A 15897-nucleotide genomic window follows, 5' to 3' on the forward strand; every position below is an offset into this window, starting at 1 on the left:
CGCAACGTCACTAGGCCTCGGCGCTATCAGCCCCGCTCGCCCGCCTTAGTCGAATTGCGAACGCTTGTAGTAGCCGCTGTCAATCAGGACTTTCTCCCAATTGGTCTTATCCACCACGACCGGCTTCAGCAGATAGGACGGAACCACCTTGACCCCGTTGTTGTAGGTCTTGGTGTCGTTGACACTGACCTCCTTCTTGCTCAGCACGGCATCGACCATGTCGGCCGTGACCTTGGCGAGATCGCGGGTGTCCTTGAAGATGGTCGAATATTGCTCGCCGCGCAGCATGGCCTTGATCGAGGGCACCTCGGCATCCTGGCCGCTGACGAACGGCATCGGCTGATCCTTGCTGCCGTAACCGACGCCCTTCAGGGAGGAGATGATGCCGATCGACAGGCCGTCATAGGGCGATAGCACGGCATCGACGCGCTTCTTGCCGTAGAAGGCGCTGAGCAGGTTGTCCATCCGTGCCTGCGCGGTCGCGCCGTCCCAGCGCAAGGTCGCGACCTTGCCCATGCCCGTCTGGCCGCTCGCGACGACAAGCTTGCCGCTGTCGATATAGGGCTTCAGCACCGACATCGCGCCGTCGTAGAAGAAATAGGCGTTGTTGTCGTCGGGCGAGCCGCCGAACAGCTCGATGTTGAAAGGACCCTTGCCGTCCTTCAGCCCGAGCGCATTCACGATCGACCCTGCCTGCAGCACGCCGACCTGGAAATTGTCGAAGGTCGCGTAATAGTCGACGTTCGGCGTGTCCCGGATCAGTCGGTCATAGGCGATCACCGTGATGCCCTGGGCCTTGGCCTGCTTCAGCGCATCGGACAACGTGGTGCCGTCGATCGCCGCGATGACCAGGACCTTGGCGCCCTTGGTCACCATGTTCTCGACCTGGGAGAGCTGGTTCGGGATGTCGTCGTCGGCATACTGCAGGTCAGTGCCGTAGCCGCGTTCCTTCAGCACCTTGACCATGTTGTTGCCGTCGTCGATCCAGCGCGCCGAGGACTTGGTCGGCATCGCGATGCCGATGGTCGGCTTGCTCTGGGCGCGTGCGTCCGGTGCGGTCGCAGTAAGACCTGCCAACGCCAGTGCGATCAACGAGACCTTCAGTTTGAACATGCTTCGCTCCCTTGGTTTTTTTGAGTTGAGGGTACCGTTGCCGTGGACCGCGTCAATCGACGGCTATCATTCGTGGGCCGGCCGCAGATCTACGGCGATGTCGGATCGGCGCCAGGACCGTCACGACCCGAAATTGCGGAATGTCGATTGAACCCGTCAACAGCGCCAATGCTCACTCCGCACAGTCAGCCATGTCGATCCTGCAATACCAAGTTCACCCGCGAGTCATGTCGTGGGATGAACGAGGTGTCGGAATGACGTGGAGGATCATGAGGCGCCGGTCTCCCGGAACTGTTGGCAAGCGCTACCACCCGCCAGACTTTCTGGTGGTACGTCACCGTCTCGAGCAACCTTTGGTGGATGCCACCCCTACTATATGAATGCGCGCACCGACTGGCCATTTATTTAGATAGCCAAATAAATTTATCGGAGGCATGGAGGCTCACGAGGCGTTATCTCCCGAAATAATTGAGCAAGCCTCGCCATCCGCTAGGTGCGGCGCTGCTTCCGACAACCTTTGGTGAGATTGTGCCCCTACTATGCGATGGAGGCAAGCATCATTTATTTAACTTCCAGAATAAATTAATCAGAACTGACGGCCGGCCCGCGGCAGCGGCCTTCAGGCGTCGATGTCAGACAGATCGTCAACAACAAGCAACGCTCCGGCGAAATCGTCGTCGCTGAAATAGGTGCTGCGGGTGATGACCACGGGGATGCCCGCCCGCGCGGCGGCGGCGAGGCCGTTGCCGGAATCCTCGACGGCAATGCAATCCGCCGGTCCGAGCCCAAGCCGCGCCAGCACCTCGACATAGACATCGGGTGCCGGCTTCTTCCGCGGCACGTCGTCGCCGGCGACGATCGCCTCGAACAGATCGGCCCAGTCCAACCCCAAGGCGACCGACAGCAGCGCATCGATATTGCCGTGCGAGGTCGTCGTGGCGATTGCCAGGCGCTGGCCGCGGCTGCGCGCGCCGGCGAGCCAGGCCCGCACGCCCGGCCACAACGGGCAGTCACCCGCTGCAATCAGCGCGGCGTAGCGCTTGGTCTTGATCCCGTGCAGGTCGGCAATGTCGGCGAATGTCAGCGACGGAACCGCGTTGCGCTGGTCGAAGGCGCGGATGCGCTCCTTGCCTCCGGCAACCCGAAGCAGCCGCGCGTAGGTGACCTGGTCCCAGAACCAATCGAGGCCGGCCTCGGCGAACGCCTCATTGAAGGCGCGGCGATGCACTTCCTCGGTTTCGGCGAGCGTGCCGTCGACATCGAAGATCAACGCGCGGGCGCCCGCAATGATGTGGCGCATCCCGGCGTTCCTGATGCCGGCGAGCGCCTGGTTCATTGTGCCTCGCCCGCCGCGCCGGTCCCTTTCGCGAACACGCGGCTGGCGAGCACGTCACCGGCCTCGATCGACATGACGTCGTCGGCAGTGAGCGTGCGGTCGAGCTTTGCCACGATCCGGTTGGCCTGGCGCAGCCGGATGCGGTCGAGCGCGTTGCGGATCGAGCGCGCATTGGAGAACAGCGGCTGTTGCTTGCGGATGCCGATGTACCGGGTGAAGGCCTCGCGTGCTTCCGGAGAGAAACGATAATTCTGCCGCTGCAACATCAGCTCGGCGATCCAGAGCAGCTCCCCGTCAGAATAGTCCGGGAAATCGATGTGATGCGCGATGCGGGAGCGGAACCCCGGATTGCTCTGGAAGAATTTCTCCATACGGTCGCCATAGCCGGCCAAGATCACCACCAGATCCTCGCGCTGCTGCTCCATGATCTGCAGCAGGATCTCGATCGCCTCCTGGCCGTAGTCACGCTCATTCTCGGGACGGTACAGATAATAGGCCTCATCGATGAACAGCACGCCGCCCATCGCCTTCTTCAGGATCTCCTTGGTCTTCGGCGCGGTGTGGCCGATATATTGCCCGACGAGGTCATCGCGCGTGACGCTGATGACGTGGCCGCGGCGCACGAAGCCGAGCTTGTGCAGGATGCCGGCCATCCGCAGCGCGACCGTAGTCTTGCCGGTGCCGGGATTGCCGGTGAACGACATGTGCAGCGTCGGGAAAGTCGTCGCCAGCGCCATCTTCTGCCTGATGCGTTCGACCAGCAGCAGCGAGGCGATCTCCCAGATGCGGGTCTTCACGGGCTTGAGGCCGATCAGTTCGGAATCGAGCTGGTCGAGCACGTCGCCGATGCCGAGATCGGCGAATTCATGCCGGAGATCGATGCTCTCGGGCGGGGTCTCGCGGATCTGTTCTTGCGGTTGCGTCATTATCCTCTCGCTTCGAGAAAAGCTCCGTCGCCGCGGCGGCGACGACGGAGAAGTGCATCCGGACCAGGACGGTCGAGGGAGCAATCCGCCTGGCTTGCAAGCCGGACGCGGTCAACGATCGGTGTAGCGTTCGCCCTCGGGGCGGGTTACTGCATAGGAATGCGTCGCGTAATGCAGGTTGCGTCCGGCAGCCTCCTGGCGGTCGAGGCGGAAGCCGGGTTCCTCGCGCGGCCGGTTGACGATGAAGGAGATGCGAACCGACTCCCAGCCGGGGCCGGAATCGAAGCCGGAGATCCGGATGTAGCGGTCGCCATAGACCCGCCGGCAATCGGCAAGCTCCTTCATGATGCCGGCCGCATCGCGCAGGTCGAACATCGGCAGGCCCCACATGTCCCAATAGGTGTTGCGGGGATGCGGATCGTCGGTGAACTCGATGTTCACCGCCCAGCCCTTGTCGAGGCAGTATTGCACCTGCGCAGCGATCTGCTCATCGGTGAGATCGGGCAGGAAAGAGAAGCAGCCTTGGGTCACGCGCATGAGAAACTCCTGTCAGACCGCCATGCTCGGCGTGGGAACGAAATCGGGGGCGTCGGTCGACTCATAGTTGAAGGTGACGTCCTTCCAGACGTCGAGCGCCTCGCGCAGCGGCGTGCAGGTCTGCGCCGCCTTGGCCAGGATCTCCGGCCCTTCGTGGACGTAGTCGCGTCCCTCGTTGCGGGCGAGGATCATGGCTTCCAGCGCGACGCGGTTGGCGGTGGCGCCGGCCTGGATGCCGCGGGGATGGCCGATCGTGCCGCCGCCGAACTGCAGCACGACGTCCTCGCCGAGCAGGTCGAGCAGCTGGTGCATCTGGCCGGCATGAATGCCGCCGGAGGCCACCGGCATCAGCTTGTTGAGGCTCGCCCAGTTCTGGTCGAAGAACACGCCGTGCTCGAGCTGCATCGGGTTGAAGTCCTCGCGGCAGATGTCGTAGTAGCCGCGCGTGGTGTTCGGGTCGCCCTCGAGCTTGCCGACCACCGTGCCGGCATGGATATGATCGACACCGGCGAGCCGCATCCATTTCGCGATCACGCGGAACGAGACGCCGTGGCTGCGCTGCCTGGTGTAGGTCGAGTGGCCGGCGCGATGCAGATGCAGGATCATGTTGTTCCTGCGCGCCCATTTCGCCATCGACTGGATCGCGGTATAGCCGATCACGAGGTCGATCATGACGATGTTGGAGCCGAGCTCATGGGCGAACTCGGCACGCTCGTACATGTCCTCCATGGTCGCCGCGGTGACGTTGAGATACGTGCCCTTGATCTCTCCAGTCGCGGCCTGCGCGCGGTTGACCGCCTCCATGCAGTACAGGAAGCGCTCGCGCCAGTGCATGAAGGGCTGCGAGTTGATGTTCTCGTCGTCCTTGGTGAAGTCGAGCCCGCCTTTCAACGCTTCATAGACGACGCGGCCGTAGTTACGGCCGGACAGGCCGAGCTTCGGCTTCACGGTGGCGCCGAGCAAGGGACGGCCGAACTTGTCGAGCCGCTCGCGCTCCACCACGATGCCGGTCGCCGGACCCTGGAACGTCTTCACATAGGCGACCGGCAGCCGCATGTCCTCGAGGCGCAGCGCCTTCAGCGGCTTGAAGCCGAACACGTTGCCGATGATCGAGGCGGTCAGGTTCGAGATCGAGCCCGGCTCGAACAGGTCGAGGTCGTAGGCGATATAGGCGAAGTAGCTGCCCGGCGAGTTCGGCACCGGATCGACGCGATAGCACTTTGCCCGGTATTTCTCCGCGGCGGTCAGCCGATCGGTCCACACCACGGTCCAGGTCGCGGTCGAGGATTCGCCAGCCACCGCCGCGCAGGCTTCGGTCGGATCGACGCCGTCCTGCGGCGTGACGCGAAACAGCGCGATCACGTCGGTGTCCTTGGGCTCGTAGTTCGGCTCCCAATAGCCCATCCGCTTGTATTCCATCACGCCGGACTTGTAGCGATCCTTGCCACGCACTGTAATCGATGGCTGTATGTTCATCTCAATCTCCTGTCGTCGTTCGTCGCCGTCTGCTCAGGCGGCCTGGGTGATCTTTCCAATCTGCGGATCGAGCGCGCCGGCGCGATAGCGACGGGCCATCTCCGGCAGTGCAACCACCTTGATCCGGGCCGCATTGCCGGCCGTGCCGAATTGCTCGAAGCGGTCACGGCAGAGTTCGCGCAGCGCATCCATCGCTGGCTTCAGGAATTTGCGCGGATCGAACTCGCTCTTCGACTGCACGGCGACCTTGCGAAAGGCGGCGGCCATCGCCAGGCGGCAATCGGTGTCGATATTGACCTTGCGCACGCCGTGCTTGATGCCGCGAACGATCTCCTCGACCGGCACGCCCCAGGTCTGCGGCATCTCGCCGCCGAACTGGTTGAACAAGTCCTGCAGCGCTTGCGGCACCGAGGACGAGCCGTGCATCACCAGATGCGTGTTGGGCAGACGCGTATGGATCTCCTCGACCACGCGCATCGCCAGGATCTCGCCGTCGGGCCGCCGCGTGAACTTGTAGGCGCCGTGCGAGGTGCCCATCGCGATCGCGAGCGCATCGACCTTGGTGGCACGGACGAAATCGACCGCCTGGTCGGGATCGGTGAGCAGCTGGTCATGGCTCAGCTTGCCTTCGACGCCGTGACCGTCCTCCTGCTCGCCGCCGCCATGCTCGAGCGAGCCGAGCACGCCGAGCTCGCCTTCGACCGACGCACCGACCCAGTGCGCCATATCGACCACCCGGCGGGTGATATCGACATTGTAGTCATAGTCGGCCGCGGTCTTGGCGTCGGCCTTGAGCGAGCCGTCCATCATGACGGAGGTGAAGCCGTAGCGGATCGCAGTGGCGCAGGTCGCCTCCTCGTTGCCGTGATCGAGATGCAGGCAGAGCGGGATCTGCGGATACATCTCCTCCAGTGCGTCGATCATCTTCGCCAGCATGATGTCGTTGGCGTAGGACCGTGCGCCGCGCGAGGCCTGGATGATCACAGGCGCATCGCAGGCCGCCGCCGCCTCCACGATGGCGAGGCCCTGCTCCATGTTGTTGATGTTGAAGGCCGGCACGCCGTAGCCGCGTTCGGCGGCGTGATCCAGCAATTGCCTCAGGGTTATCCGCGCCATGGTGGCGTCCTCCTTTCAATTCGCTCGTTGAATGAGCTGCTTTGCTGCAGCTGCGATCACCGCAGGCGTGATGCCGAATTCGCGGTAGAGCACGTCGGCCGGCGCGGAGGCGCCGAAGCCAGTCATGCCCACGAATACGCCGTCGTCGCCGAGCCAGCGGGCCCAATCGCCCTCGGCTGCGGCTTCCACACCGACGCGCGGCGCTTTGCCGAGCACCTGGGCGCAATAGTCGCGCGGCTGCTGGCGGAACAGGTCGAAGCACGGGGCCGAGACGACCGCGGCCTTCACCCCTTCTTCCGCCAGCAGCTTTGCGGCTTCGAGCACGATCGCCACCTCCGAACCCGTTGCAATCAGGGTGACGTCACGCCCGAAGACCGGCTCGACGAGAACGTAGGCGCCGAGCGCGACCTGGTTGTCCTTGCTGCCGTCGCGGACCGTCGGCAGCGCCTGCCGAGACAGGCAGAGGATCGACGGCGAGGTCTCTGCCTTCAGCGCACAGTCCCAGGCTTCCGCCGTCTCGACCGCATCGGCCGGACGGAACACCAGCACGTTCGGGATCGCGCGCAGCGCCGCCAGGTGCTCCACCGGCTGATGCGTCGGCCCGTCCTCACCAAGCCCGATCGAATCATGGGTCATCACATGGATGACGCGGATACCCATCAATGCTGCAAGCCGGATCGCCGGCCGGCTGTAATCGGCAAAGCTGAGGAAAGTGCCGCCATAGGGGATGAATCCGCCATGCAGCGCGATGCCGTTCATCGCCGCCGCCATGCCATGCTCACGAATGCCATAGTGGATATAGCTGCCGTCGAGTGTTTCCGGCCGCACCGAGACCTGCGACTTCGCCAGCGTGAGATTGGAGTGCGTGAGGTCGGCCGATCCGCCCAGGAGATTGGGCAATACCTCCGCGATCACGTCGATGACCTGCTGCGAGGCCTGCCGCGTGGCGAGCTTCGGCCGCTCGGTCGCGAAGCGTTCGACGAGCGCCGCCATCGCCTTGGTATAGGCGCAGGGCAGTTTCCGGTTCAGTGCATCGTGGAACGGTGACCGTTCGCCCTTGTCGCCCTTGCAGGCACTGCGCGAACGCTCGATCCAGGCCCGCCGCGCGTCGCTGCCACGGCCGCCGAGCTCGCGCCATTCGGCCAGCACCACATCGGGGATCTCGAAGGCCGGATACGGCCAGCGCAGCGCGCTGCGGGTCTTCGCCACCTCGTCGGTGCCGAGCGGCGCACCATGCACCTTCTCACTGCCCTGCCGGTTCGGCGCACCGAAGCCGATCACCGTGCGGCAAGCGATCAGCGACGGACGATCGCTCGCTCGGGCCTGCCTGATCGCCGCAGAGATTGCCTGCGGATCGTGGCCGTCGATGCGGCAGATGTTCCAGCCGCTGGCCGCAAACCGCGCCGTCTGGTCGTCCGAACACGACAGCGAGGTGGCGCCGTCGATCGAGATCTGGTTGTCGTCGAACAACACGATCAGCCGGTTCAGCCGCAAATGGCCGGCGAGCGAGATCGCCTCATGGCTGAGGCCTTCCATCAGGCAGCCATCGCCGGCGATCACATAGGTGTAGTGGTCGACGAGGTCGTCGCCGAAGCGGGCGTTCATCAAGCGCTCGGCGAGCGCCATGCCGACCGCAGTCGCGATCCCCTGCCCGAGCGGCCCGGTCGTGGTCTCGACACCGGGCGTATGACCATACTCAGGATGTCCCGGGGTTTGCGATCCCCATTGCCTGAAGGCCTTGAGCTGATCGAGCGTCATGCGCTCGTAGCCGGTCAGATAGAGCAGTGCGTAGAGCAGCATCGAGCCGTGCCCGGCCGACAGCACGAAGCGGTCGCGGTCGGGCCAGGCCGGATCGGCCGGGTCGAACTTCAGGAAGTCGGTGAACAGCACGGTCGCGACATCGGCCATGCCCATCGGCATGCCCGGATGGCCGGACTTCGCCTGCTCCACCGCGTCGATGGCGAGGAAGCGGATGGCGTTGGCCATCTCGTCGTGGCTGATTTCGGGCCGGCTGGCAACGGACGCAAGTGCGGTCATATCGTTCGCCTCTTTCGTTCGATCAATTGCAGGATCAGCGGGGTGAGGATGAGCTGCATCGCGAGGTCGAGCTTGGCGCCGTGAATCACGATCGAATTGGCGCGCGACATGAAGCTGTTCGGGATCATCGAGAGCAGATAGGGAAAATCGATGCCGCGCGGGTTCTTCAACCGGATCACGACCATCGATTCATCCGGTGTCGGGATCCAGCGCGCGATGAACGGGTTCGACGTATCGACCGTCGGCACGCGCTGGAAGTTGATGTCGGTCTCGCTGAATTGCGGGCAGATGTAATTCACATAGTCCGGCATGCGGCGCAGGATGGTGTCGGTCACCGCCTCGGTGGAGTAGCCGCGATGGCTGCGATCGCGATGCAGCTTCTGGATCCATTCGAGGTTGATGACCGGCACGACGCCAATCTTGAGGTCGGCGTGTTGCGCGACATTCACCTTGTCGGTGACCACAGCGCCGTGCAGGCCCTCGTAGAACAGCAGATCGGAATTCTCCGGCAGCGCCTCCCATGCGGTGAAGGTGCCGGGCTTGGCGCCGTAGAGCCGCGCTTCCTCCTCGTCATGCACATAGTGCCGCGTCGTTCCGGTGCCGGTCTCGGCATAGTCGCTGAACAGCCTCTCCAGTTCCTCGAACAGGTTGGTCTCGGGGCTGAAATGACTGAAATGCTTGTCGCCGCGCTCGGCCTTCTCCAGCATCTGGCTGCGCATCTCCGCGCGGTCGTAACGGTGGAACGCGTCGCCCTCGATATAGGCCGCGACCACATTCTCGCGACGGAAGATATTCTCGAACGTCTTCTTCACCGAGGTGGTGCCGGCGCCGGACGAACCGGTGATCGAGATGATGGGATGTCGACGAGACATGCGCTCCCCCTCAGCGGAACAGGCCGCGCCGCGCGAACAGCGGGGCATCGCTGCTCTCGAACAACGGCTCGACGGTCAGGTGGATCGCATCGACGTCGCGCACGGCGCGCGCCGATCCCATGATGAGCGGCACGCGCTGATGCGGCGTGCGTGCCGAGAGTTCGAGAATGCGCGACCGGCCGCTCGAGGCGGCGCCGCCCGCCCACTCCATGATCAGTGCGATCGGATGCGCCTCGTACAGCAGGCGCAGCCGGCCTTCACGGTAGCCCTGGCGCGCATCCGCCGGATACAGGAACACGCCGCCACGCATCAGGATGCGGTAGGCTTCGGCCACCAGCGAGCCGATCCAGCGCATGTTAAAATCCTGCCCGCGCTCACCGTTCACGCCGGCAAGGCACTCGTCGATGTAGTTGCGCACCGGGCCGCTCCAGTGCCGCCGGTTCGAGGCGTTGATGGCGAATTCCGTCGCGTTCTGCGGCACCCGGAGGTCGCGCGCAGTCAGGACGAACTCGCCGGCTCGCGGATCCAGCGTGAAGCAGTCGACGCACTGGTCGAGCGCCAGCACCAGCACGGTCTGCGGACCGTAGATGAAGCAGCCCGCGGCACATTGCGCCGTACCGGGCTCGAAGAAGGTCGAGATGATGTCGTTTCCCTTCGGCCGGATCGAGAAGATCGTGCCGATCGAGATGTTGTTTTCGAGATTGGCGGATCCATCGAGCGGATCGATCGCGACGCAGACCGGCGCATCGGGATCGAGCGTCTCCGGCAGCTCGACCTCCTCCGAGAGAACCGCGGCGACCGGCGCGGTGCGCAGGGCATCCCGCATCAGGCGGTCGGCGACGATGTCGATGGTCTTCTGGCGATCGCCGTCGGGATTGACCCCGCCGCTCTCGCCGCCGATGCCGGCGAGCGGCCCAGCAGCGATGATGCGCGAGAGCTCGATCGCGGCACCGGCGAGGGCTTCGATCACCGCAACGGTCGCCGCGCGCAGCGGGTTGTGCTGCGTCGGCCACTCCAGATGGGCATGTAGTGCAGGACGAATCTCCACCGGCCTCTCCCTTTGATCGCGCCCTCTGTCCCGAGGTATCGAGAGGCGACCGCAGCGGAGTCGCCTTCGGCCTATCAACGCGCGAATTGCCCAATTAGGGAAATTTCATTATCTTGGGTCTGGGCAAAGTATTTCTTATGGAGCTCTGATGGCCGGCAACTTCTCGCGGGATCTCACCATCCGCCAGCTGCGCGCGCTGTCGGCCGTGCACGCGGCCCGCTCGATCACGTCGGCGGCCAACCAGCTGAACCTGACGCAGCCGGCGGTGACGCTGCAGCTCCGTAACCTGCAGGCGCTCGCGGGATTGCCGCTGATCCAGCGCACCGGCGACGGCATGGCGCTGACCGATGCCGGCGCGCATGTGCTGGCGCTCATCGGGCGGATCGAGGCGGCGCTGAAGGACTGCGAGCAGTCGCTCGACATGATCGCCGGCCGCAGCGGCGGCCGCGTCGCGATGGGCGCGGTCTCGACCGCGAAATACTTCGTGCCGTTCGCGATCGCTGCGTTCTCACGCCGCTTTCCCAAGATCGAAGTGACTCTCAGGATCGGCAACCGCGAGGAAATCCGCGACGCGCTGCGCGGCTACGATCTCGACATCGCGGTGATGGGCCGGCCGCCGGCCGATGTCGAAGTCGAGATGAAGCCACTCGGCCGACATCCGCACTTCATCATCGCCGCACCCGATCATCGGCTGGCGCGGCGGCGGCACGTCGCGACATCGGAACTCGCCAATGAAACCTTCATCACCCGCGAGCAGGGATCGGGCACGCGGATGCTGATGCAGCAATATTTCGAGCGGGTCGGACTGGAGCCGAAGCTCGGCATGGCGATGGACAGCAACGAGACCATCAAGCAGGCGGTGATGGCCGGGCTCGGCATCGCCTTCATTTCCCAGCACACGGTGTTCCATGAACTGGAGGATGGCCGCCTGGTGGTGCTCAAGGTGAAGGGCCTGCCGATCGTCCGGCAGTGGCACGCAATCAGGCGCACCGACAAGATCCTGCTGCCGCCCGCGCAGGCCATGCTGGACTTCCTGGGCAAGGAGGGTTGGCGCTATCTGCCGAATTCGCGCTAACCGCGCGCTGCCGGGAGGCCCGTTCGATCGAAAAAATCGAGTTAACGCCGTATGTTAAGCATTGAAGTTCCCGCGAACGCATGTCACATCTTGAGTGCGGTCAGTGGCGGACCGTATCCCTGCGAGGGAGGATGCACTGCAAAACCAGTCCCCGCCGATGCCTGACTTCAAGGCGTTATTCGAGGCGGCGCCCGGCCTTTATCTGGTGCTGACCCAGCCCGACTTTCATATCGTGGCAGCAAGCGACGCCTATCTGCGCGCCACCAGGACCGAGCGCGCGGCGGTCCTCGGGCGCAACCTGTTCGAGATCTTTCCCGACAATCCGGACGATCCTGCTGCCGACGGCGTGCGGAACCTGCGCGCCTCACTCGAGCGCGTGGTCCAGTTCCGCCGCCCCGACACCATGTCGGTGCAGAAATACGATATCCGCAAGCCCGAGTCGGAGGGCGGCGGATTCGAAGAGCGCTACTGGAGCCCGCGCAATACGCCGGTGTTCGGGCCGACCGGACAGTTCATCTACATCATCCATCGGGTCGAAGACGTCACCAGCTTCATTCAGCTGAAGCAGCGCGGCGCCGAGCAGGACAAGCTGACCGACCGGCTGCGCGAGCGCACCGAACAGATGGAGGCTGAAATCTTCATGCGCGCCCGCGAGGTCGAGGCCGCGCGCGAACAGCTCGAAACCGAGCAGAAGCTGCGCCAGGTGCAGAAGATGGAGGCGGTCGGGCACCTCTCCGGCGGCATAGCCCACGACTTCAACAATATCCTGACCGTCATCACCGGCCTGATCGACATCCTCGCAGAGGCCGTCGAACATGATGCCGCGCTATCGTCTGTCGCCAAGATGATCACCGACGCGGCATTTCGCGGTGCCGAAGTGACCAAGCACCTGCTGGCCTTCTCGCGGCTGCAGCCACTGCAACCGCGTGAAGCCAATCTCAACACGCTGGTGCAGGACACCGCGCGGTTGCTGCGCCCCTCGCTCGGCGAGCAGATCGAAATCGATACCGCGCTCGAACCCGACGCCTGGACGGCCTTCATCGACCCCAATCACATGGCGACCGCGCTGCTCAATCTCGCCGTCAATGCCCGCGATGCGATGCCCGATGGCGGCAAGCTGATGCTCGAGACCAGCAACGTCATCCTCGACGAGGTTTATGCCGCCGCCAACCCGGATGTGCGGGCGGGTAAATATGTGATGGTCGCAGTCAGCGACACCGGAGACGGAATCCCTGCGGCAATTCGCGACAAGGTTTTCGAACCGTTCTTCACCACCAAGGACACCGGCAAGGGCACCGGCCTTGGGCTCAGCATGGTCTACGGCTTCATCAAGCAGTCCGACGGGCATCTCAAGATCTATTCCGAAGAAGGTCACGGCACATCGATCAAGCTCTATCTGCCGCGCAGCACGGGCGACATGGTCGACGTCGAACCGCCCGCCCCGGTCGACACGCGTGGCGGCCACGAGTCCATCCTGGTCGTCGAGGACGATCCGCTGGTCCGCAATTACGTCGCCGCCCAGTTGGAGCAGCTCGGCTACCACACGATGGTCACCGCCAACGGTCCGGAGGCATTGGCTGCAGTCGAGAAAGGCTTCGTCTGCGACGTGCTGTTCACCGACGTCATCATGTCCGGCGGCATGAACGGCCGGCAGGTGGCCGATGCCGTGATCGCCAAGCTGCCCTCGGTGCGCGTGCTCTTCACCTCCGGCTATACCGAGGACGCGATCATCCATCACGGCCGTCTCGACCCGGACGTCACGCTGTTACCCAAGCCCTATCGCAAGGCCGATCTCGCCCGGATGATCCGGCAGGTGCTGACGCAGCCTCCCGCATCGGCGGTGGCGGCCAAGTAACGCGGCTTGTAGCGCGGCTTGCTCAGGGACCAAAGCTCGAGCGGCTCTGGATTTTCTAGGCGCCGCCGAGCAGGCTCAGCACATAGAGAGAATCGTAGACCCCGATGACCGATCTGTCCTCGCGGTAGCGCGTATAGCGGACGGCGTAATGCGCTTTCGCTGGTGAAGACTGCACGAGCTTGGTCTCGTTCCAGGCACTGTGATGCCAGCCATCCTGTTTGCGCAACCGCTCGAACAGGTCCATCGGATTGTTGCCGGGCGGCTGATAGACCGTGACCACGCCGCCGGCGATCCGCACATGCGGGAAGTGCATCAGTGCGTCCATGGCGGACGCGTCGTAACGATTGAGCGCCGCCATCCAGCGCGTCAGCACGTCCTCGCATTTGCCCTGGCCGTCGCTCGCGATCTGCGCCTCGACAGGAAAGGTCGCGGCCGGCTCCGGCATCACACGCCTCCGCTCTGCTTGTTGGCCCGGTCGGCCGGCACGGCGCATCCGGATAGGAACAGCGCAGCACAGGCCTTGGCGCGAGCTTTGATCTCGCTGTGCGTCGGCACTGGCTTGTGCCCGAACATGACGTCGCGCTGCGGCTTGAACACGAACATGCCGAGCAGCATGCCCGCTGCGGCTTCGGTGTCATCCAGCACGATCCGCCCTCGCCGCTGCTGGACGCCCAGCCAATTCGTCAGCGCGGCGATCGAGCGCTGCATGGCCTTTTCATAGAACGTCTCGGCAATGTCAGGGAATTTGTCGCTCTCGGCCAGGATGATCCGTTGCAACGCGATGACCTCGGCATCGAGAATGAGCTCGGCGCAGGTCAGCAGCGCGGCCTCCAGGGCCGCCGCAACATTGCGGCCATCGCAGGCGCCGAGATTCACGATGGACACGAACCGGTCCACCCGGTCGGTCACCATGCCTTCGAACAACGCCAGCTTGGTCGGGATCAACCGATAGAGCGTCTTGGTGGAGACGCCGGCGCGGCAGGCCACGTCGGCGATGCTGGCCGCGGCGAAGCCGCGCGCCGAGAACTCACGGCGCGCGGCCTCATAGATCAGCGCGCGCGTCTCGTCGTCGGAACGAAGCTGTGGCCGCCCGCGGCCGCGCCGTTCCGGCGCCGGCGTGGTCTGCTCTGTCTGGTCTTTATCATTCCGGTTCATCCGCGAGCCATGCTTTTAGATGATGACTGTCATTCTATTGACAGTCCCAATATGGGCTCTATTTTGGAAAACATCAAGTTTCCTAATTATCTCGGGCCGCCGAAATCCAAATTCTTACGGTTTCCCAGCGGGATAGAACGATCAGGAGCGCCTGCCATGAGCCAGCACGAAACGTCCTTCAAGGCCGAGAGCCAGGTTCCGGCCGAGACCGCCAAGCAGTTGATCGCAAATCCGGAGGCGGCCAAGCCCGCCGCCGCCAAGGGCAAGCTTCGCCGCCTGCTCATGACCGGCGCAGCCCTCGCCCTGCTCGCGGGCGGCGCCTGGTATGGCTGGGACTACTGGACGGTCGGCCGCTTTCAGGTCTCGACCGACGACGCCTATGTGAAGGCCGACAACACCACGATCGCACCGAAAGTGTCAGGCTATCTCAGCGCGGTGCTGGTCGGCGACAATGAACATGTGCGCGCCGGCCAGATCCTGGCGCGGATCGACGAGCGGGATTTCAAGGTCGCGCTTGATCAGTCGAAGGCTGACGTCGCCGCCGCCGAAGCTGCGATCACCAGCAAGCGCGCGCAGCTCGACGTGCAGCGCTCGGTGATCGAAGCGGCGCGCGCAACGCTCGCCGTGGATACCGCGAACCAGACCTTCGCCGAGCAGGAGAACAAGCGCTACACCGACCTCGCCGGCACCGGCTACGGCAGCGTGCAGAACGCGCAGCAGGCGCAGTCTCGCTACGCCAGCGCACAGGCCGCCATCGCCCGCGACACCGCAAACCTCGCCTCCGCAGAGCGCCAGGTGGAACTGCTCAAGGCCGACATCGCCCAGGCCGTCGCGGCGCAGGCACGGGCGACCGCGCTCCAGCATCAGGCCGAGCTCAATCTCGGCTACACCACCATCATCGCCCCGATCGACGGTGTGGTCGGCAACCGCACCCTGCGCACCGGCCAGTTCGTCCAGGCCGGCACGCAATTGATGTCACTGGTGCCGGCCACCGGCGCCTATGTGATCGCGAACTACAAGGAGACGCAGCTCACCAATGTCCGCAAGGGCCAGCCGGTCGAGATCGAGGTCGACATGTTCCCCGGTCAGGTCGTGCGCGGTCATGTCGACAGCCTCGCGCCGGCCAGCGGCCAGGAGTTCGCGCTGCTGCCGCCCGACAACGCCACCGGCAACTTCACCAAGGTGGTGCAGCGCATCCCGGTGAAGATCGTGCTCGACGCAACCAATGTCGACCTGCGGCCGGGCATGTCGGTGATCCCCTCCATCGCGACGCTGTCGCATCCCGCCGAGGAAACTCCGCGCTCCAGCGCCTCGCCCAAGCTCGCTGTCGCCTCTTTCAAATAGGTGATGT

The 15897-nt window shown here is 64.3% G+C and carries 14 protein-coding genes; 3 read left to right on the top strand and 11 right to left on the bottom strand.

Going from position 1 to position 15897, the window contains the following annotated elements; genetic code table 11:
- Positions 1-45: 45 nt before the first annotated feature.
- From chvE to H8B02_RS09670, 9 genes are all read right to left on the bottom strand, one after another.
- Entirely contained in the window at positions 46-1113 is a 1068-nt protein-coding gene (gene chvE / locus H8B02_RS09630; protein ID WP_229166015.1) for a multiple monosaccharide ABC transporter substrate-binding protein, read from the bottom strand.
- 619 nt (positions 1114-1732) lie between these two features.
- Complete coding sequence (locus H8B02_RS09635; RefSeq protein WP_229166016.1) at positions 1733-2449, bottom strand: HAD family hydrolase; 717 nt, start codon at positions 2447-2449, stop codon at positions 1733-1735.
- Positions 2446-3375 carry a CbbX protein gene (gene cbbX / locus H8B02_RS09640; RefSeq protein WP_229166018.1) on the bottom strand — a complete coding sequence of 310 codons (930 nt, stop codon included), beginning with the start codon at positions 3373-3375 and terminating at the stop codon, positions 2446-2448. The genes H8B02_RS09635 and cbbX overlap by 4 nt, the downstream gene beginning before the upstream one ends.
- Positions 3376-3486: 111 nt before the next feature.
- Complete coding sequence (locus tag H8B02_RS09645) at positions 3487-3912, bottom strand: ribulose bisphosphate carboxylase small subunit (RefSeq protein WP_229166020.1); 426 nt, start codon at positions 3910-3912, stop codon at positions 3487-3489.
- 12 nt (positions 3913-3924) lie between these two features.
- Complete coding sequence (locus H8B02_RS09650; protein ID WP_229166022.1) at positions 3925-5388, bottom strand: form I ribulose bisphosphate carboxylase large subunit; 1464 nt, start codon at positions 5386-5388, stop codon at positions 3925-3927.
- A 33-nt stretch (positions 5389-5421) separates the two neighbouring features.
- Complete coding sequence (gene fba / locus H8B02_RS09655) at positions 5422-6504, bottom strand: class II fructose-bisphosphate aldolase (RefSeq protein WP_229166023.1); 1083 nt, start codon at positions 6502-6504, stop codon at positions 5422-5424.
- 15 nt (positions 6505-6519) lie between these two features.
- On the bottom strand, positions 6520-8541 hold the full coding sequence (gene tkt, locus H8B02_RS09660) for a transketolase (RefSeq protein WP_229166025.1): 2022 nt from the start codon (positions 8539-8541) through the stop codon (positions 6520-6522).
- Positions 8538-9413: a phosphoribulokinase gene (locus tag H8B02_RS09665; RefSeq protein ID WP_229166028.1), complete on the bottom strand. Its 876-nt coding sequence runs from the start codon at positions 9411-9413 to the stop codon at positions 8538-8540. The genes tkt and H8B02_RS09665 overlap by 4 nt, the downstream gene beginning before the upstream one ends.
- 10 nt (positions 9414-9423) lie before the next feature.
- On the bottom strand, positions 9424-10455 hold the full coding sequence (locus H8B02_RS09670; RefSeq protein WP_376711633.1) for a class 1 fructose-bisphosphatase: 1032 nt from the start codon (positions 10453-10455) through the stop codon (positions 9424-9426).
- A gap of 154 nt (positions 10456-10609) precedes the next feature.
- Between H8B02_RS09670 and H8B02_RS09675 the strand changes: the two genes are divergently transcribed.
- Positions 10610-11536, top strand: a complete 927-nt coding sequence (locus tag H8B02_RS09675; RefSeq protein WP_229166030.1) for a LysR family transcriptional regulator — start codon at positions 10610-10612, stop codon at positions 11534-11536.
- 103 nt (positions 11537-11639) lie between these two features.
- Complete coding sequence (locus H8B02_RS09680; RefSeq protein WP_376711631.1) at positions 11640-13391, top strand: ATP-binding protein; 1752 nt, start codon at positions 11640-11642, stop codon at positions 13389-13391.
- 55 nt (positions 13392-13446) lie between these two features.
- Here H8B02_RS09680 and H8B02_RS09685 read toward each other — a convergent pair whose 3' ends face one another.
- A complete protein-coding gene (locus H8B02_RS09685; RefSeq protein WP_229166032.1) occupies positions 13447-13836 on the bottom strand; it encodes a hypothetical protein in 390 nt (129 codons plus the stop codon).
- Entirely contained in the window at positions 13836-14546 is a 711-nt protein-coding gene (locus tag H8B02_RS09690; protein WP_229166034.1) for a TetR/AcrR family transcriptional regulator, read from the bottom strand. The genes H8B02_RS09685 and H8B02_RS09690 overlap by 1 nt, the downstream gene beginning before the upstream one ends.
- 156 nt (positions 14547-14702) lie before the next feature.
- On the opposite strand from H8B02_RS09690, the gene H8B02_RS09695 reads away from it, so the two are divergent.
- Positions 14703-15890, top strand: coding sequence for an HlyD family secretion protein (locus tag H8B02_RS09695; protein WP_229166036.1), 1188 nt, complete (start codon positions 14703-14705; stop codon positions 15888-15890).
- The last annotated feature ends 7 nt before the right edge of the window (positions 15891-15897 follow it).

Origin of the sequence: Bradyrhizobium altum (assembly GCF_020889705.1) — a bacterium.
GTDB classification, from domain to species: Bacteria; Pseudomonadota; Alphaproteobacteria; order Rhizobiales; family Xanthobacteraceae; genus Bradyrhizobium; species Bradyrhizobium altum.